This window comes from uncultured Methylobacterium sp. (assembly GCF_964244095.1).
In the GTDB taxonomy this organism is placed as follows: domain Bacteria; phylum Pseudomonadota; class Alphaproteobacteria; order Rhizobiales; family Beijerinckiaceae; genus Methylobacterium.
In genome coordinates, this window is sequence record NZ_CAXTHR010000007.1 from 47,543 (window position 1) to 61,283 (window position 13,741).

The 13,741-nt window shown below is 66.7% G+C and carries 22 protein-coding genes and 3 pseudogenes; 19 read left to right on the top strand and 6 right to left on the bottom strand.

All coding sequences use genetic code 11. The annotated features are described in order from the left end of the window. Window position 1: 1 nt before the first annotated feature. The gene (locus ACFE86_RS02470) at window positions 2-586 is read right to left on the bottom strand and encodes a hypothetical protein (protein ID WP_375453750.1); all 585 of its coding nucleotides are present in this window, start codon (window positions 584-586) and stop codon (window positions 2-4) included. Continuing rightward, window positions 568-1,038, bottom strand: a complete 471-nt coding sequence (locus tag ACFE86_RS02475) for a hypothetical protein (protein ID WP_375453751.1) — start codon at window positions 1,036-1,038, stop codon at window positions 568-570. The genes ACFE86_RS02470 and ACFE86_RS02475 overlap by 19 nt, the downstream gene beginning before the upstream one ends. A gap of 110 nt (window positions 1,039-1,148) precedes the next feature. On the opposite strand from ACFE86_RS02475, the gene ACFE86_RS02480 reads away from it, so the two are divergent. Next, the gene (locus ACFE86_RS02480) at window positions 1,149-1,637 is read left to right on the top strand and encodes a hypothetical protein (protein WP_375453752.1); all 489 of its coding nucleotides are present in this window, start codon (window positions 1,149-1,151) and stop codon (window positions 1,635-1,637) included. 113 nt (window positions 1,638-1,750) lie between these two features. On the opposite strand, the gene ACFE86_RS02485 is transcribed toward ACFE86_RS02480, so the two are convergent. After that, window positions 1,751-1,972 (bottom strand): hypothetical protein, encoded by a 222-nt coding sequence (locus ACFE86_RS02485; RefSeq protein WP_375453753.1) that lies wholly within the window; start codon window positions 1,970-1,972, stop codon window positions 1,751-1,753. Between the two features lie 88 nt (window positions 1,973-2,060). Between ACFE86_RS02485 and ACFE86_RS02490 the strand changes: the two genes are divergently transcribed. From ACFE86_RS02490 to ACFE86_RS02560, 15 genes are all read left to right on the top strand, one after another. Then, entirely contained in the window at window positions 2,061-2,384 is a 324-nt protein-coding gene (locus ACFE86_RS02490) for a helix-turn-helix transcriptional regulator (RefSeq protein WP_375453754.1), read from the top strand. Window positions 2,385-2,798: 414 nt separating this feature from the next. Next, a complete protein-coding gene (locus ACFE86_RS02495; protein WP_375453755.1) occupies window positions 2,799-3,056 on the top strand; it encodes a hypothetical protein in 258 nt (85 codons plus the stop codon). Window positions 3,057-3,178: 122 nt separating this feature from the next. Continuing rightward, on the top strand, window positions 3,179-3,517 hold the full coding sequence (locus tag ACFE86_RS02500) for a hypothetical protein (protein WP_375453756.1): 339 nt from the start codon (window positions 3,179-3,181) through the stop codon (window positions 3,515-3,517). After that, the gene (locus tag ACFE86_RS02505) at window positions 3,517-3,783 is read left to right on the top strand and encodes a hypothetical protein (protein ID WP_375453757.1); all 267 of its coding nucleotides are present in this window, start codon (window positions 3,517-3,519) and stop codon (window positions 3,781-3,783) included. Before ACFE86_RS02500 ends, ACFE86_RS02505 begins: the two co-directional genes overlap by 1 nt. Then, a complete protein-coding gene (locus tag ACFE86_RS02510; protein ID WP_375453758.1) occupies window positions 3,780-4,304 on the top strand; it encodes a hypothetical protein in 525 nt (174 codons plus the stop codon). The genes ACFE86_RS02505 and ACFE86_RS02510 overlap by 4 nt, the downstream gene beginning before the upstream one ends. A gap of 5 nt (window positions 4,305-4,309) precedes the next feature. Next, window positions 4,310-5,041 carry a YqaJ viral recombinase family protein gene (locus tag ACFE86_RS02515; protein ID WP_375453759.1) on the top strand — a complete coding sequence of 244 codons (732 nt, stop codon included), beginning with the start codon at window positions 4,310-4,312 and terminating at the stop codon, window positions 5,039-5,041. Next, window positions 5,038-5,682 carry a hypothetical protein gene (locus ACFE86_RS02520; protein WP_375453760.1) on the top strand — a complete coding sequence of 215 codons (645 nt, stop codon included), beginning with the start codon at window positions 5,038-5,040 and terminating at the stop codon, window positions 5,680-5,682. The genes ACFE86_RS02515 and ACFE86_RS02520 overlap by 4 nt, the downstream gene beginning before the upstream one ends. Next, window positions 5,679-6,011 carry a hypothetical protein gene (locus ACFE86_RS02525; protein ID WP_375453761.1) on the top strand — a complete coding sequence of 111 codons (333 nt, stop codon included), beginning with the start codon at window positions 5,679-5,681 and terminating at the stop codon, window positions 6,009-6,011. The genes ACFE86_RS02520 and ACFE86_RS02525 overlap by 4 nt, the downstream gene beginning before the upstream one ends. Continuing rightward, a complete protein-coding gene (locus tag ACFE86_RS02530; RefSeq protein ID WP_375453762.1) occupies window positions 6,011-6,199 on the top strand; it encodes a hypothetical protein in 189 nt (62 codons plus the stop codon). Before ACFE86_RS02525 ends, ACFE86_RS02530 begins: the two co-directional genes overlap by 1 nt. Window positions 6,200-6,377: 178 nt before the next feature. Further along, window positions 6,378-7,103, top strand: a complete 726-nt coding sequence (locus tag ACFE86_RS02535) for a hypothetical protein (RefSeq protein WP_375453763.1) — start codon at window positions 6,378-6,380, stop codon at window positions 7,101-7,103. Then, window positions 7,090-7,563, top strand: coding sequence for a hypothetical protein (locus tag ACFE86_RS02540; protein WP_375453764.1), 474 nt, complete (start codon window positions 7,090-7,092; stop codon window positions 7,561-7,563). The genes ACFE86_RS02535 and ACFE86_RS02540 overlap by 14 nt, the downstream gene beginning before the upstream one ends. Next, window positions 7,553-7,924, top strand: a complete 372-nt coding sequence (locus ACFE86_RS02545) for a hypothetical protein (RefSeq protein ID WP_375453765.1) — start codon at window positions 7,553-7,555, stop codon at window positions 7,922-7,924. Before ACFE86_RS02540 ends, ACFE86_RS02545 begins: the two co-directional genes overlap by 11 nt. Window positions 7,925-7,943: 19 nt before the next feature. Next, the gene (locus tag ACFE86_RS02550; RefSeq protein ID WP_375453766.1) at window positions 7,944-8,165 is read left to right on the top strand and encodes a hypothetical protein; all 222 of its coding nucleotides are present in this window, start codon (window positions 7,944-7,946) and stop codon (window positions 8,163-8,165) included. Continuing rightward, entirely contained in the window at window positions 8,152-8,463 is a 312-nt protein-coding gene (locus ACFE86_RS02555; RefSeq protein WP_375453767.1) for a hypothetical protein, read from the top strand. Before ACFE86_RS02550 ends, ACFE86_RS02555 begins: the two co-directional genes overlap by 14 nt. Before the next feature lie 204 nt (window positions 8,464-8,667). After that, window positions 8,668-9,870, top strand: a complete 1,203-nt coding sequence (locus ACFE86_RS02560; protein WP_375453768.1) for a site-specific integrase — start codon at window positions 8,668-8,670, stop codon at window positions 9,868-9,870. A gap of 576 nt (window positions 9,871-10,446) precedes the next feature. Here the strand turns inward: ACFE86_RS02560 and ACFE86_RS02565 are convergent. Next, on the bottom strand, window positions 10,447-10,818 hold the full coding sequence (locus tag ACFE86_RS02565; RefSeq protein ID WP_375453769.1) for a hypothetical protein: 372 nt from the start codon (window positions 10,816-10,818) through the stop codon (window positions 10,447-10,449). 383 nt (window positions 10,819-11,201) lie between these two features. Here ACFE86_RS02565 and ACFE86_RS02570 point away from each other — a divergent pair, with 383 nt between their 5' ends. The 3 genes and pseudogenes from ACFE86_RS02570 to ACFE86_RS02580 form a co-directional block, all read left to right on the top strand. Next, window positions 11,202-11,711: a ferritin-like domain-containing protein gene (locus tag ACFE86_RS02570; protein ID WP_375453772.1), complete on the top strand. Its 510-nt coding sequence runs from the start codon at window positions 11,202-11,204 to the stop codon at window positions 11,709-11,711. Further along, window positions 11,689-12,612, top strand: a pseudogene (locus ACFE86_RS02575) (MFS transporter); the annotation flags it as partial. The gene ACFE86_RS02570 and the pseudogene ACFE86_RS02575, both read left to right, overlap by 23 nt. 150 nt (window positions 12,613-12,762) lie before the next feature. Continuing rightward, window positions 12,763-12,945 (top strand): annotated as a pseudogene (locus ACFE86_RS02580) (LysR family transcriptional regulator); the annotation flags it as partial. Here the strand turns inward: ACFE86_RS02580 and ACFE86_RS02585 are convergent. Next, window positions 12,932-13,051, bottom strand: a pseudogene (locus ACFE86_RS02585) (transposase); the annotation flags it as partial. The pseudogenes ACFE86_RS02580 and ACFE86_RS02585 overlap by 14 nt on opposite strands. A 143-nt stretch (window positions 13,052-13,194) precedes the next feature. Then, window positions 13,195-13,629, bottom strand: a complete 435-nt coding sequence (locus tag ACFE86_RS02590) for an IS630 family transposase (RefSeq protein WP_375453773.1) — start codon at window positions 13,627-13,629, stop codon at window positions 13,195-13,197. Window positions 13,630-13,741: the final 112 nt, after the last annotated feature.

The following is a 13,741-nucleotide window of genomic DNA, read 5'->3' on the forward strand; positions in this document are numbered from 1 at the left end:
CTCAGGCAGACCTCGCGATGCGTGCCAGCGCGACGACTTCGCCGCCGCCCACGAATTCAGTAACCGCGTCGCTCGAATTCGCGGTGAACACGATGCGAACAGAATCGCCACGCTCCAAATGTTGGAGCACGGTCAGCACCTCGCCTTGGTAGATCGCCGCGCGCGCCAGGAAGTCGCCGAGCGCGGCCAAGGTCTGGAGCGCCACATGCAGACGACAGGCTTCGACGGCGGTGCTGACGGCGACGGTCGATCCGGGATCGGCCAGCGAGAGCAGGTTCGCCAGCCGCTGCCGGCGAACGTCTTCCTCGCCAAGGCCCGGCAACAGGGTTTCGAGCGCGTAGGCGCACTGCGTCAGGTCGAACGGCTGCATCGCGAGCCCCAGGTCGGAGGGGGCCGCCACCGGATGGGCCGGCTGACCCTCCTGACGCTGGTCGGAGGCCGGGATACGCGGTGATCGGGTCGGGACGCCCGGCACGACGCAGGGGAGCGGCGACGGCCGGGCGTCCCTCGGCAGCCGTCCGGCCAGGCCGTGAGTGCTGCCGATCTCGGAAAGGGGTAGCGCGGCGCTCATCGGATCGTCGCCCACGGCATCGGCGGCAAGTCCAAGAACGCCGCCACGATCATCCCGCCGCCGACCACGATCAGGGCCAGCGCGAGCCACAGCAGCAGCGCGAGCGGCACCGCCAGCACGAGGCCGCGCGCGAAGGACGAGGCGGGGGAGGGGCGGCGGGTTATGCGGGACTTCCCCCGAAGGACACACGCACGGGCGGAGCGATCGAGGGTCTGTGACGCTCCGCCCGTGCGGTCTACCATCGGGATTGCGACACCACCGATGGAGCTTCGTGAATGATTGAGCCGGACGACGCCCGACTGCCGTGGATCGAACTTGAGAGAGCCGCTGATGCACCCGTCCTTGTGTTCGATGAAGTACCGACCTTCGGCGTGATGCCAGGGTTTGGACGCGTGACGCTCTCCGTCCTGTTGCAGGACGAGGATGGAAAGGGCGGGGTCAAGCAACGGCGCGTCGTCGTTGCCCATCTCCGCGGCAACTCGTTGGCCTTCCAATCCTTGCGCGACACCATCAACAGCATGGAACTGATGGCGACAGGACCGGCCAAGCCCGAAGGCCCGACAAACTGAGCCCAACCATGCGCGGGGGCGGCGCATCACGCGGCCTCGCCGGGTTGGGCGGCGGCGCCAAGCGCCGTTTCGACCGCGCGACGGCGGCGTTCGGCGCGTTCGAGGATAGCCGCACGCTCACGAAAGGGCACGACGCCATGAACGACGACGACCCCAGACGGCAGCTTGACCAGTTCACGGACGCCTTGGTCGAGAAGCTGCGCTTCGAGACCGAGATCACGCTGAAACGCCTTATCAGCCCCGACAAAGACATCGCGCTGATGCAGCTCGGAAACCTCCACGAGCGCGCGCTTCATCGCCTGAAGAACTTGGACTTCGAGACGGATACGTGGTGGGCCGCCGGCAATCCTGACGCCCTGTCCGAGGATCAGATAGCGAAGATCATCAGCATCGTGATCGCGACGCTCGGCGATACGCTGAAGAACGTCCGCGAGCATGTGATCGACTGCGATCGCTCGATCTACGGAGAGGGGGACGAGGGCGATGTTACCGAATGAACTGGCGACGTGGATGCGGCGGCCCTCGCGCCACCATGTGGAGCCAAACGCCATCACGCGGCCCTCGCCATCCCGGCGGTGGCTGTCGCGTTCGATGTCGGTAGCGGGGAGGATCATGCCGCCACCTCGGCGCCGACCATCCCCCAAAGACGCGCCGGCGCTTCCTTGCCAATGTCAGCCAGCGCCGCAGTGAACGTCAGATACGTGTTTGCCGGGAAGTTGCCGCCTGTCCGCCAATTCGAGACGACGGTCATTCTTCGACCCATCCTCCGGGCGACCGCGGCCGTCCCGCCGAGCGCGTCGATCACTTCGCCTGTAGTCTGAAGCAGGTCCATGAACCCCTCATATCCAAAACTTTTGGATAGTTCAAGGCCCAAAAGGCTTCGATGGAGCGAGCTGGGCATTCAGGTAAATTTGGCTACGATGTCAGCCGATCCGAAAGAGCCCGCCTATCCCGAGTGTGGCGAGCGCCTTCGCTTGCTGCGGCTGGCCGTTCACGAGATGGACAACCAGCGCGCCTTTGCGGAGCTGTATGGCTTCACGCATTCGCAGTGGAATAACTACGAGACCGGATTGAGCCGTCCGAAACCGGACGACGCCCTGCGCTTGAAGCAAAAATTCGGCATCACGACAGATTGGATCTACGACGGCACCGTGTCCATGATGCCGCTCTATCTCGTCGAGCGCATGGCCGCGATTGCGGCGGAGCCGACCCTGCTTGGGTCAAGGCGAAAGCGCGCTTCCTAGGCGTCTCCATCTCCGAATGAAACAAGCCTGAGCGGACCGCCTGTAGCCGTCACCGGCCCGCGCCGCGTCCTTGCTTTCGGTCGAACCCTCACGAAGTCCTCAATCAATTCGTGTGCATAGGCGAGCACCTGCGCCGCAAGGTCCGGGTCGTCGGGGAGTTGCGCCGCCAGTTGCAGAGCTTGCCGCTTCAACTGGCGCTCCAGGGCTGGGTCTATTTTTGTCATTCGCCCTTCCCCGTTTAGCCGATGTTCCTATAATGTTCTCAACTGATCGCGGAGTCAAAAAGTTCGGCCCCTGATATCGTCGCAACCAAACATATCCAAAATAATTGGACAACGCGCTTGCGCATCCAAGAAATTTGGATATTCTCTCCATCGAAGCCGCCCCCAACCGGGCCGCGATGGAGACGCCCTGATGTCCAGCAATCTCCTCAACAACCTACTCGGCCGCAGCAACAGCCTGACGCCGGTCAAGTCCGTCCTCGGCATTCTTCGCCAGGGCAACGGAAACTTTTCCGTCACGCTGTTCCGTGAGTATGCTGACGGCAATCGCGCTGGCAGCAATATCGGCATGAACTTTCGCAGCGTCGGTGACGCTAGCGAGTTTGCTTTCAGCCAATCCGCCCAGCACGCCGCTTCGGTTGTCGTGCTCGCTTCTGCGAAGGCCGCCTGACATGGCCGCCCTCGAAATCCTCACCCTGATCAGCCCCATCCTCGCCGGCTGCATCGGCTGGGCGATCGGCAACAACCTCTGGGGTGGTGCCGGTCCCTCGCTCTCGGCGGAGGGCTGAGGCGATGGATGCCCACCCGCTCCGCCGCGAACTGCCGAACCTGTACCGGGACGGCAGGATCAAGTTCCGCGTCGTCCTCGGCCGGGCCCGCGGCCACCGCGCCATCCGCCGCCGCATCGAGGCCGACACCCGCTTCGTTTCCCGCGCGTGGTGCCTGCTGACCCGGTTCGACCGGGTTCGCGAGGACATGAATGCGGTGCGCTTCGAGATCGCCCGGGACCGCGCCTTCTGGTCGATCGACAACGTGCCGGCGATCGCCCTGCACCCCGTCCGCGTCGAGAGCCACGGGCACGTCTGGACCGAGTTCGAGCCCGCTCTCCTCCCGCAGAAGGCTGCCGCGTGATGTCCGTCAATCCCACCCCAACCGCCGACGATCACGTCGCGCGCTCCATCGCCTACGGGCAGTTCGTCGGTGCGGCCGCTGCGTGCAAGCGCGACCTCGGCTCGGCCTACGTCGCGGCGACCGAGCTCTCGCACGCTGCCATCCGCACCACGCTCGCCGCCGCCGATCCCGCCGACATCGAGGCCCTGGCGCGCACCGCCCGCGCCGTTGCCAACCTCCTCGACGCGGCGCTGTCCCGCCTCGACCGCGCGCAGGTGGCGGCATGAACGCGACCTGCGCCACCTACGGCCACTTAGCCGCCGTCCCGATCTGTGACGATGGGGCTCGGTCCGCCATTGCGGATTTCCTCCACGCCCTCGACCGCGGCGATTTCGGCGACCTGCGCATCGGCCCGCCACAGGACCGGTCCGAAAGTGCGTTCATTGCGGCGCTGCGACAGCAGATCGAGGCCGTCACGGATCGAAGTGTCATGGCGCAGGCGCATCGGCGCGGCGCCGCCTTGGCCGACGATCTCTACGGGGAGAGGCGTCCGCGGAGCGTCATCGGACACCTTCAGGACGCGGCGGCTCTCTGCCGTAAAGGGCTCTCTGCCCACGGCATTCGCCCGCCGATCCGCTCGGGCGAGGGCGTCCTGCGCGGACTCGCCGATGCCGATGGCAGGCTGTTCGCGGTGCTGATCCCGACCGGGTCCGCCGCCACCGACCACGCCCTCGCCGACGCCATCGCGGCTGCCATCAACGCGGCGTGCGGGTCGGCTTCCGTCGCCCATCCCATCGCAGCGGAGTGACCGCCGTGCAGATCATCGATCACGCCGAGGGCCGCGCGTCGGCGCCGCCCTCCTCGGTCCGCCTCCACACGGACCTCTACCAGGGCACCGACGAGTGGATCGCGGCGCGTTGCGGGATGCTCACCGCGAGCGAGATGGGGCTGATCCTCACGCCGACCTTGAAGGCGGCCCGGAACGAGAGGGAGCGCGCGCACCTCTACGAGCTGCTTGCCCAGCGCGTCACCCGCTACGTCGAGCCGCGCTACATCGGCGACGACATGCTGCGCGGGCAAGAGGACGAGGTCGAAGCCCTCATCCTGTACGCCAAGCACTACGCGCCGACCGAGGCCGTCGGGTTCGTCACCAACGACAAGTGGGGCTTCACGCTCGGCTACTCGCCGGACGCCCTCGCCGGCAGCGACGGCCTCGTCGAGGTCAAGTCGCGGCGCCAGAAATTCCAGGTCGAGACGTTCATCGTCCACGTGGCCGCGGGCACGATCCCGGCCGACTTCCTGATCCAGATTCAGACCGGACTGCTCGTCTCGGAGCGGGCGTGGTGCGACCTCGTCTCGTATTCGGGCGGGCTGCCGATGGCGGTGATCCGCACCTACCCGGACGACGTGGTGCAGGCCGCGATCCTGTCAGCCGCGGGCGACTTCGAGGATCGCCTGACCAAGGCCAAGGCCGCCTACTTCGACGCCGTGGCCACGTCGAAGGCCATCCCGACCAAGCGCATCAACCGGGAGATCATCCTGTGACGGACCTTTCCCAGACCATCGCGCCCAAGAGCGACCAGCTCAACGCCGACGACCTGATCGGCGGCCCGCGCACCATCAAGGTTTCGCGGGTCGCGAAGACGAACGGCCCCGAGCAGCCCATCGCGATCCACTACGAAGGCGACAACGGCAAGCCCTACAAGCCCGGCCTGTCGATGCGGCGCATGCTGGTCTACGTCTGGGGCAACGACGGGAATGCCTACGTCGGTCGGCGGATGACGCTCTACCGGGACGACAGCGTCCGGTTCGGCGGCGTGGACGTCGGCGGTATCCGCATCAGCCACATGTCCGACATCACCAACGCCGTGACGAGGGCACTCACGGACAAGAAGGGCAGCCGCAAGCCGTTCACGGTGAAGCCATTGCCGGCGGATCGCGGTCCGGAGCCGGAGAAGGGGCCAACTGCCCCGCCGGGGACGCCGAAGCCCACGCTGTTCGACGTTGCCCGCGACAAGGCACGCCTCGGGCGCGATGCGTATGCGACGTGGATCGAACGCCTGAAGCCCCATCAGGTCGATGCGCTTAGCGAGATCCGCGCCGACCTCGACCGGCTGCTCGACGACGCCGACGCGCGCGACGCCGACACCTTTTCCGGCGACATCCCGAACAGCGAGGCGGCGTGACGATGGCCGACCTCACATCCCCTTTCGCCATCGTCGCTCTTGAAGGCACCACTGCCACGGTGATCCCGGATACGGCGTTCACCGAGCGCCAGCGGGCCGCCATCGCGCACATCGTGCTCAACCGCGGCGTGGATGCGCTGACGCCGGCCCCGAACGCTGCGGCGCGCGCCCCGTCGCCAACCGACCGCGTCTCTCTGACAGGCGCCGCCCGCGCGCAGGGCTACACCGGCGAGTGCTGTCAGAACGCGACGTGCGGCGGCTTCCGCGTGAAGCGCAACGGGTCGTGCACGGTCTGCGACGACTGCGGCCAGACGACGGGGTGCTCGTGATGACCCGTCTCTCACCCGAACCCACCGCGGTCCAGGCCGTGCGTCTCAGGCTGTCGCGGGCGAAGGGGTTCGACCTTCAGGCGCATTCGCTGGCGGTGAACGGGCTGCCGGCGGTTGTGGTCGCCCGGCCGACGAAATGGGGCAATCCATCCCCCGCCGCATCCGCGGATCGCGAGGGGAGCGTCTGATGGGTTACGCGACCGACTGGAAACCGACCAAGCCCGAAGCGCCTGAGTTCACCTGCCGCCACTGCGGGTCCGACGACGTGCACTATCGCGATTGGGAAAGCAGCGACGGCGCTCACGACGACACCCACTACTACTGCGACGGGTGCAAGCGAGAGTGGTGGGTTGAAGGATCTGACGCATGACCGCCCCATCAGACGACCGCCGGATCGCCGAGACGCGCGAAAGGCTGCGGGAGGCGCTGGCCCGTTCTGCCGTAGAGGCAAAGTTCGGCCTAGAGGGTGTCGCCGTCATCTTCGGCGCGACAATCGAAGCTACGGACCAGCAGCGTGCCGTTCTCGCGGCTCGCGCGAACGAAGCGCGACGTGTTGCCGATGTGCAGATCGCCGGACCACTCGCCACCTTCCTCGCCGACCACGAAGCCGCCCTCGCCACAGAGCGCGCCCGCACCGAGGAGGCAGACGCCAACCTGATCGCACTGGCCGCCATGTACGGCGAGGCGTGCGGAGAGCTTTCCCGAGTCCACAAGGTCATCCGCCGCGTCGCTTTGAGCGAAATCGACGATGAATACGAGGCCATGGTGGTCGAATGCGAAGCGACCGAAGCTCGCGCCGATCGTCTCGAGGCCGAGGTCGCGCGCCTGAAAGCGGCGCTGGGCTGCCACATCCTCGCGGACGCCTACCGCGAGAGCTTTCCAGACAACGAACAGGACGCCGCTCACAACCGCAAGAGCGAGACGTGGTGGCGCCTCATGTCGCGGTGTCCTGTTCCTACCGACGATCCGCTCCGGGACGCCTGCAAGCTCGCAGCGACGCAGATCCCCGAAGTAGTCGCCCATGTGGGGCGCGCCGTCGCGAGCGCCCTCACCAACCCCCCTGACACCGGAGACGATCATGCCGGATCGTGACGTGCTGCAAGGACTGTTGGATCGGGTGCGGGCGGCCGAGGGGCCGGATCGGGAATTGGATGCTCTGATATGGTGGGCGTTTGCCGATCACACAGACGATCACCCTGATATCGCACATCTGGCTGCTCAGCAGGGTCCGCTTGCGGTTATCGACAAATATTGGCCTCCCCACTGGCGCACGAATTTCCTCAGCTCCATTCAACACCTCACCCGTAGTATCGACGCCGCGGTCGCACTAATGGAGCGCGAGCTACCAGGATGGGACATCCACTTCTACCCCGAGGGAGAAGGCCGCCCCGGATATGTGGCCGAGATGGATTGGCCGGCAGATGCCCTAGTCGGTGACGCAAACTATTTCGGGGTTAATGGCCGAGGTCTTACCCGACCCCTCGCTGTCGTCGCCGCGGTTCTTGAAGCGAAGCTAACGCTGTCGAGGAAGGATCGACCCCATGGCCGATGATGCGGAGCGCCGGGCGCTGGCCGAAGAGATCGAGAGGCATATCGCGCTGCTGCTTCGGGCGGCTTGTCGCGCGGGACCGACCGAGGAAATGATCGGCGCATTTGCTCAGTGCGTGATGGATGGCAGAGGATTGATCCTCACCGCGCTCAGGCCGACCGACGCGGGCCTGCGAGAGGCAGAGGAGCGGATGCGTAAGCGAGCCTATGCGGCAGTAAGGAAGAGCATTGCGGAATGGCGACCACATACCGAGGGCGGCACCGATGTTGACCCTCGGGAGGCCGAGGGCGCCATCATCGCTCTTCACGCCGTATGCGCCAAGATCAACGCCCTCCCGACCACGGGAGATCGCAATGCCGGGTAAGGCTCTGACTGCACCTCAGATGGAAATGCTACGCCTTGCTGCCAAAAAGTCTCAGCGGGTCGTGCGCGGCTACAAGCCTGCCGAAAAGCTGGCGGCGCTTGGGTTGGTCGAAATCGCCATCGCCGAGGGGGCATTTGCATGGGTCGTGAAGGCCACCCCTGCCGGCCGTGCCGCTCTCGCCCTCCAGACACGCGATGCCCCGGATGCACGGGGCGAGGGAGACCGCAATGCCGATCGCTGAGCATCAGATGCCTTCGTGCCCGCTGATGCGCCCCGCATGGGCTGGCTGCCTCCGCTGGGCGATCGGCAGCGGCGAAGTTATGGCGGCGTTTCGACGGGAGACCGGCGAGAACTGGACGCCGGGCGCCCCCGGCATCGAACGCATGATCGACGACGCGACCGGGGCAAACGATGCCTTCATGTCGAAGTTCGTCGACTGGTTCAACGCGAACATCTGGGGCGACGTGAACGAGTCGGTCTTCTCCGATGAGGCCGATCCCGCCACTCACCCGGACGACGCGCGGGGCGGGCATGGCTAAGGCGCATCGCATCCCGGACGCATCGGAGATCACCGACGAGACGCCGCTGACCCTACCCGTGGCGGCCGCCGTCTATTTCGGCGCGGCCGGCACCGTGACGGCAAAATCCTTGCGGCGCGAGGGCGCACGTGGTCGCCTGCGAATCTTCGCGATCGCGGGCAAGCACTTCACCACGCTCGCCGACATCAGGCGGATGATCGACCGATGCCACGTCCAGCCAAAGGCGGCCGCCTCTACTACCGCAAAGCGGAAGACCGCTGGGTCATCCGAGACACCGGCGGCTACGAGCGCAGCACGGGCTTCGGCTTTGGCGAGCGTGGCGAGGCTGAAAGAGCGTTGCAGGAATACCTCGCCGAGAAGCACCGGCCGGACTTCGGCAAAGGTGATCCTGCTCGCGTCCTCATCACAGACGTCCTGACGCTCTACGCCGACCAGCGCGCAGACCAGACCCAGCGCCCGGACGTGGTCTGGGGGGCGCTTCCGCACCTGATTGAGTTCTTCGACAAGATGATGGTGGCGCACGCGACGCCCCAGATCTGTCGGGCGTACGCGACATGGCGGACCGCGCAGCCGCAGGCGCGCTTCAAGGTCGGGCCGAGCTACCGGTGCAAGACGATCGACGAGGTGCCGCGGGTCGGGTCGCAGACGGCACGCCGCGAGCTCGGCGTCCTGTCGGCGTCCTTCGGCTACGCGCATGGAGAGCACAAGCTGCTCTACCCGGTGGTGGTGGCGATGCCGGACAAGACCCCGAGCCGGGATCGCTGGTTGACCCGGTCGGAGGCCGCCCGGCTGATCTGGGTCGCACTCGGATTCCGCAATATGGCCGACGACCAGACCGCCACTCCGGTCTGGCGCCGCCCGCGAGTCATGGGAGCGGACGGCAATCCCCGAGCCGAGTTCGACAAGAGCCGCCACGTCGCCCGCTTCGTCCTGACGGGGCTCTATACGGGGACGCGGCACGAGGCGATCTTGCGCTTGAAGTGGCTCTCGACCACGCAGGGCGGCTACATCGATCTTCGATCCGGGATCATGTACCGACGCGCCCAGGGGGAGGGCGAGAGCGCCAAGCGCCGGACGCCGGTGCCGCTCTCGAAGCGGCTGCGCGCGCACATGACCCGGTGGAGCCGGCAGAGCACCACGCACGTCATCGAGTTCGAAGGCATGCCGATCGACCGCCTCCGCCGCGCCTGGACGACCGCGCGCAAGGCGGCCGGCCTCGGCGAGGAGGTCACGCCGCACATCCTCCGCCACACCTTCGCGACATGGGCCGTCATGGACGGCGTGCCGTTCAGCAAGGTCGCCATGGCGCTCGGCACGACCGAGAAGGTGGTCGAGCAGGTCTATGGGCACCACGCGCCGGAGCACCTGCGCAGCGTCGTCGAGAGCGTGTCGGGCCGCCGTCGGTGAACAAGGCGCGAACCGCCCCCAGCTATTCCCCAGAAATCAGGGGAACGAACGGGCACCGGATAGGCTGAAAAGGCTTCTCGCACAGGGAGATGCACAGCGCGGCCAGACAGGGCCATTCCTTTACACGGAGAGGGTCGGCGGTTCGAGCCCGTCACCGCCCACCACGTCTTGCCATGACGGGATTGGGCTTCTGCCAACCTTTGCATTCCATACACCCGACGCGGTGTGCCTTCGGCTCAGCCTTCGACCGGGAGCGTGACGACGGACACGCCAGGCTTGGCAAGGAACGCGGCGATCCGGGCCCCCAGGCATCGACGCCGAGCTTGCCGCAGGAGCCGGAATCGATGTCCGCGCGGTCCGCGAGCCGGGCCAGCATCGTAGCGTCCTGCGCTTCGAGCCAGCGGACGGCGTCCGCTTCGGCGCCGGGCGTCGGGTCTACCTGTGGGCTGCCGTGGAGGTTGCGACGGGCGGCGTTCACGCAGGGCATCGGGTCGTATCGAGCAGGGTGATCCGGGGCGCTGCGGCGACGGCGTGGCCGTGCCGAGCCCGCGTGACCCCGCGCGGTTTCTCCGCCGTTCAATCCTTCGCGCCGACGGGTTGGCCGACGGCGCCGAAGCCGCGCTTCGCACCGTGTCGGTTGACGATGCCGAACCGCAGGACCGCCTGCTCCAGATAGTCGATCGCCGCGACCAGATGATCGCGGGCGGCGGTCTGCGCGCGCTCGTCCTCCGGCCGGGCATCGGCCAGCTTCACGGCCGCGATCAGCACGCGATCGCGCTCGTCCTCGATCCGTCGGTCGCGCTCGACCGAGCCACGGATATCGGCGTCGAAGGCCGCGATGACGGCCCAGGGGAGGTCGTCCCCGCCGGCCGGACCGACGAAGTTCATGGCTCGGCGGCGCGCAAGCGTGGCGGCCTGTCTCAGGCTGTCGGCCAGTCGGGCATCCATGGCAGGCTCCGATCCTCAGCGCGTCCCCGGTGCCGCTCCGAGGCGCGACACACCACGTTTCCTTTGAGAGGCACGACCGAGTTCCCGGGGTGCGGGCTGGTGGCGGCGCCTGTCCGTCCATGCTGTAGACGAGGAGACGGTTTCAGGGCGAAGATCCGATCGGGGTGCGGTTCCGACGCTTGATGTCCCGACGGACGGCATCCTTTTATACGGCAAGGGTCGGCCGTCCGAGTCCCTCACCGCCCCAGCGACACCCGTGCTCAGCCGGGCCGCGGACTCGCCATCGCAGCCTGCGGCCATCGAACCTGAAACTTGGCCGGCCTGCGATGCGTCTTATTCTCAGGAACGGGCTGCATCCAGCCCGTCAGTGGGAGGCATCCGACATGGCCACGGCCGTACGCGACATCTACGTCACCGCCCTCAAGAACACGCACGCCGTGGAGATGCAGGCTTTGCAGATCATGGAGCGGCAGGTCGAGCGGCTGCAACACTATCCCGAGATGGAGGCGGCCCTCCGCCGGCACATCGCGGAAACGCATGGCCAGCGTACCCGCCTGGAGGACGCCATGCACGGCCTCGCCGAGAGCCCTTCGGCCTTGAAGGAGGGTATCCTCGGGTTCGTCGGCAACATGATGGCGCTGGGCCACGCCCCGGCTCAGGACGAGATCCTGAAGAACGCCTATGCCAACCATGCCTTCGAGAACTTCGAGATCGCCGCCTATGAATCCCTTCTGGCGATCGGCGAGGCCGCGGGCCAGGGCGCCCACGCCAGCGGCTTCCAGCAATCGCTCCGTGAGGAGCAGGCCATGGCTGAGACGGTGCGCGCCCTGATCCGCCCGACGACGCTGCGCTACATCGAACGCACGACCGCCGGCGAAAAGGCGGATCGCTGAGCCCGGCGATCCCTCTACGGCCTCGGCTTTCTTCAATTCGTCGCAGTACTTCGCCACCGTGTTGTTCACGCCGCTGATGGGCTTCGTCGTCCATCATTACGGTTGGCACCACGTCTTCACCCTGATGGGGGCGTTGGGCATCACCTTCGCCCTGGTCTGGACGCAGGTGATCCACGGCCCGAAGGACCATCCGGGCGTCAACCAGGGCGAGCGCGCCTACATCGAGGCCGGCGGCGCGCTCCTCGACATGGACGGGCGCGACGCGACCGTGGCGCAGGTCGCGGCCGGGCCCACGATCCGGGAACTGCTCTCGAACCGCATGCTGCTCGGGATCTATATCGGCCAGTACTGCATCACCACGCTGACCGACTTCTTCCTGACGTGGTTCCCGGTTTACCTCGTGAAGGAGCGCGGGCTCTCGATCCTCCAGGCGGGCTTCGCCGCGGTGCTGCCGGCTTTGTGCGGCTTCGTCGGCGGTATCCTCGGCGGCTGGATCTCGGACCTGCTGCTCAAGCGCGGGTTTTCGCTGACCGCATCGCGAAAGATCCCGATCGTCGGCGGGATGCTGCTGTCGATGGTGATCGTCGGCTGCAACGACGTCCAGACCGACGCCCTCGTGGTCGGGCTGATGGCGCTGGCCTTCTTCGGCAAGGGCGTCGGGGCGCTCGGCTGGGCGGTGGTCTCCGATACCTTGCCGCGCCCGGGCGGCGGGCTCTCGGGCGGGCTGTTCAACACCTTCGGCAACACGGCCGGCATCACCACGCCGATCGCGATCGGCTACATCGTTCAGCAGACGGGCTCGTTCAACGGCGCGCTGGTGTTCGTCGGGCTGAACGCGCTGGTGGCCGTGTTCTGCTACCTCGTCATCGTCGGCGAGATCCGGCGGGTGGAGCTGCGCTGAACAAGGCGCCCTCGCCACGGGGAGCGTGCATGTTCGATTTTAGAGCATTTTCCATGATCCCTGGATCACGGAAAATGCTTTAAGTCTCTGCGTGGTCGCATTTTCTTCACGCGAGCCGGTATCCACCTCGCTGGAAAATGCTCTAGCTAGCTCCGGTGCTTCGCCGCCGTAGCGGAAGAGCGGCATTTCGGCCGCGCCGCCGCCCGGCTGAACATGACGCAGCCGCCGCTCTCGCGGCAGATCCAGGTGCTGGAGCGCATCCTCGATGTGCAGCTTCTCGATCGCACCAGCCGCTCGGTACGGCTGCGCGATGCGAGCCGCAGCCGGCGCCCTTGAAGCGGCGGCGCGTGGAGATGTTGTAGTGGTCGAGGCAGCCGCACTTCGGGCAAACGGGTTCGCCATCCGTCTCGGGCCAGCGAAGGAGACGGAAGGTGTCATACCAACGGCGGGCTACACTGACACGTTTGCCCAATCGCGTGCGGGGATGGATGTGATGGTGGCGGGGGCGGCGATCAGGAAATTCCACGCCTGGCAGCCGGCTTCGACGATCACTTCGTAACTGTCGTAGAGTCGATGGGCGAACTAGTTGCCGCGCACGTATTGCCAGATGTTTTCGACGGGATTGAGTTCAGGAGCGTAAGGCGGCAGCATCAGGAGCGAGATGGTGTCGGGAATGACGAGATCGTTGCTCTTGTGCCAGCCAGCGCCGTCCAAGACGAGGATGGCGTGCGCCCCAGGTGCCACGGTGCGGGCGATCTCGGCCAGATGCGCGTTCAAGCCTTCGGTGTCGGCGCGCGGCATCACCAGGCCCGCGCCGACGCCGCGCTGCGGGCAGACGGCGCCGAACAGGTAGGCCGAGGCATAGCGCGTGTCCTGCACGGCGCGCGGGCGTGTTCCCCGGCGCGCCCAGACGTAGGCCAACGTGCCTTTCTGGCCGATCCGGGCTTCATCTTGACCCGAAGGGCGCGGAACGCGAAACCAGATCTCGATCGGTCCGCCTGTGGCCGTCTCGGGAATTACCTGTACGACTTGCTCGGCGAAGGTTTTTTAAAATCCTCCTGGACCGCCTCGTCGCAGTTCGGGTGACGCGGCCGCACCGAGAGGTGGCGGAAGCCGCGGGCCCGCAACA

Bases quoted from the DNA above. Each gene is read 5' to 3' on its own strand.
- ACFE86_RS02475 (WP_375453751.1), bottom strand. From the start codon at position 1,038: ATGGGCAACGACGACGCGCCGTTGCTTGACCCCGCCCTTTCCATCCTC.
- ACFE86_RS02480 (WP_375453752.1), top strand. From the start codon at position 1,149: ATGCGCGGGGGCGGCGCATCACGCGGCCTCGCCGGGTTGGGCGGCGGC.
- ACFE86_RS02485 (WP_375453753.1), bottom strand. From the start codon at position 1,972: ATGGACCTGCTTCAGACTACAGGCGAAGTGATCGACGCGCTCGGCGGG.
- ACFE86_RS02490 (WP_375453754.1), top strand. From the start codon at position 2,061: ATGTCAGCCGATCCGAAAGAGCCCGCCTATCCCGAGTGTGGCGAGCGC.
- ACFE86_RS02495 (WP_375453755.1), top strand. From the start codon at position 2,799: ATGTCCAGCAATCTCCTCAACAACCTACTCGGCCGCAGCAACAGCCTG.
- ACFE86_RS02500 (WP_375453756.1), top strand. From the start codon at position 3,179: ATGGATGCCCACCCGCTCCGCCGCGAACTGCCGAACCTGTACCGGGAC.
- ACFE86_RS02505 (WP_375453757.1), top strand. From the start codon at position 3,517: ATGTCCGTCAATCCCACCCCAACCGCCGACGATCACGTCGCGCGCTCC.
- ACFE86_RS02510 (WP_375453758.1), top strand. From the start codon at position 3,780: ATGAACGCGACCTGCGCCACCTACGGCCACTTAGCCGCCGTCCCGATC.
- ACFE86_RS02530 (WP_375453762.1), top strand. From the start codon at position 6,011: ATGACCCGTCTCTCACCCGAACCCACCGCGGTCCAGGCCGTGCGTCTC.
- ACFE86_RS02535 (WP_375453763.1), top strand. From the start codon at position 6,378: ATGACCGCCCCATCAGACGACCGCCGGATCGCCGAGACGCGCGAAAGG.
- ACFE86_RS02540 (WP_375453764.1), top strand. From the start codon at position 7,090: ATGCCGGATCGTGACGTGCTGCAAGGACTGTTGGATCGGGTGCGGGCG.
- ACFE86_RS02545 (WP_375453765.1), top strand. From the start codon at position 7,553: ATGGCCGATGATGCGGAGCGCCGGGCGCTGGCCGAAGAGATCGAGAGG.
- ACFE86_RS02550 (WP_375453766.1), top strand. From the start codon at position 7,944: ATGGAAATGCTACGCCTTGCTGCCAAAAAGTCTCAGCGGGTCGTGCGC.
- ACFE86_RS02555 (WP_375453767.1), top strand. From the start codon at position 8,152: ATGCCGATCGCTGAGCATCAGATGCCTTCGTGCCCGCTGATGCGCCCC.
- ACFE86_RS02560 (WP_375453768.1), top strand. From the start codon at position 8,668: ATGCCACGTCCAGCCAAAGGCGGCCGCCTCTACTACCGCAAAGCGGAA.
- ACFE86_RS02565 (WP_375453769.1), bottom strand. From the start codon at position 10,818: ATGGATGCCCGACTGGCCGACAGCCTGAGACAGGCCGCCACGCTTGCG.
- ACFE86_RS02570 (WP_375453772.1), top strand. From the start codon at position 11,202: ATGGCCACGGCCGTACGCGACATCTACGTCACCGCCCTCAAGAACACG.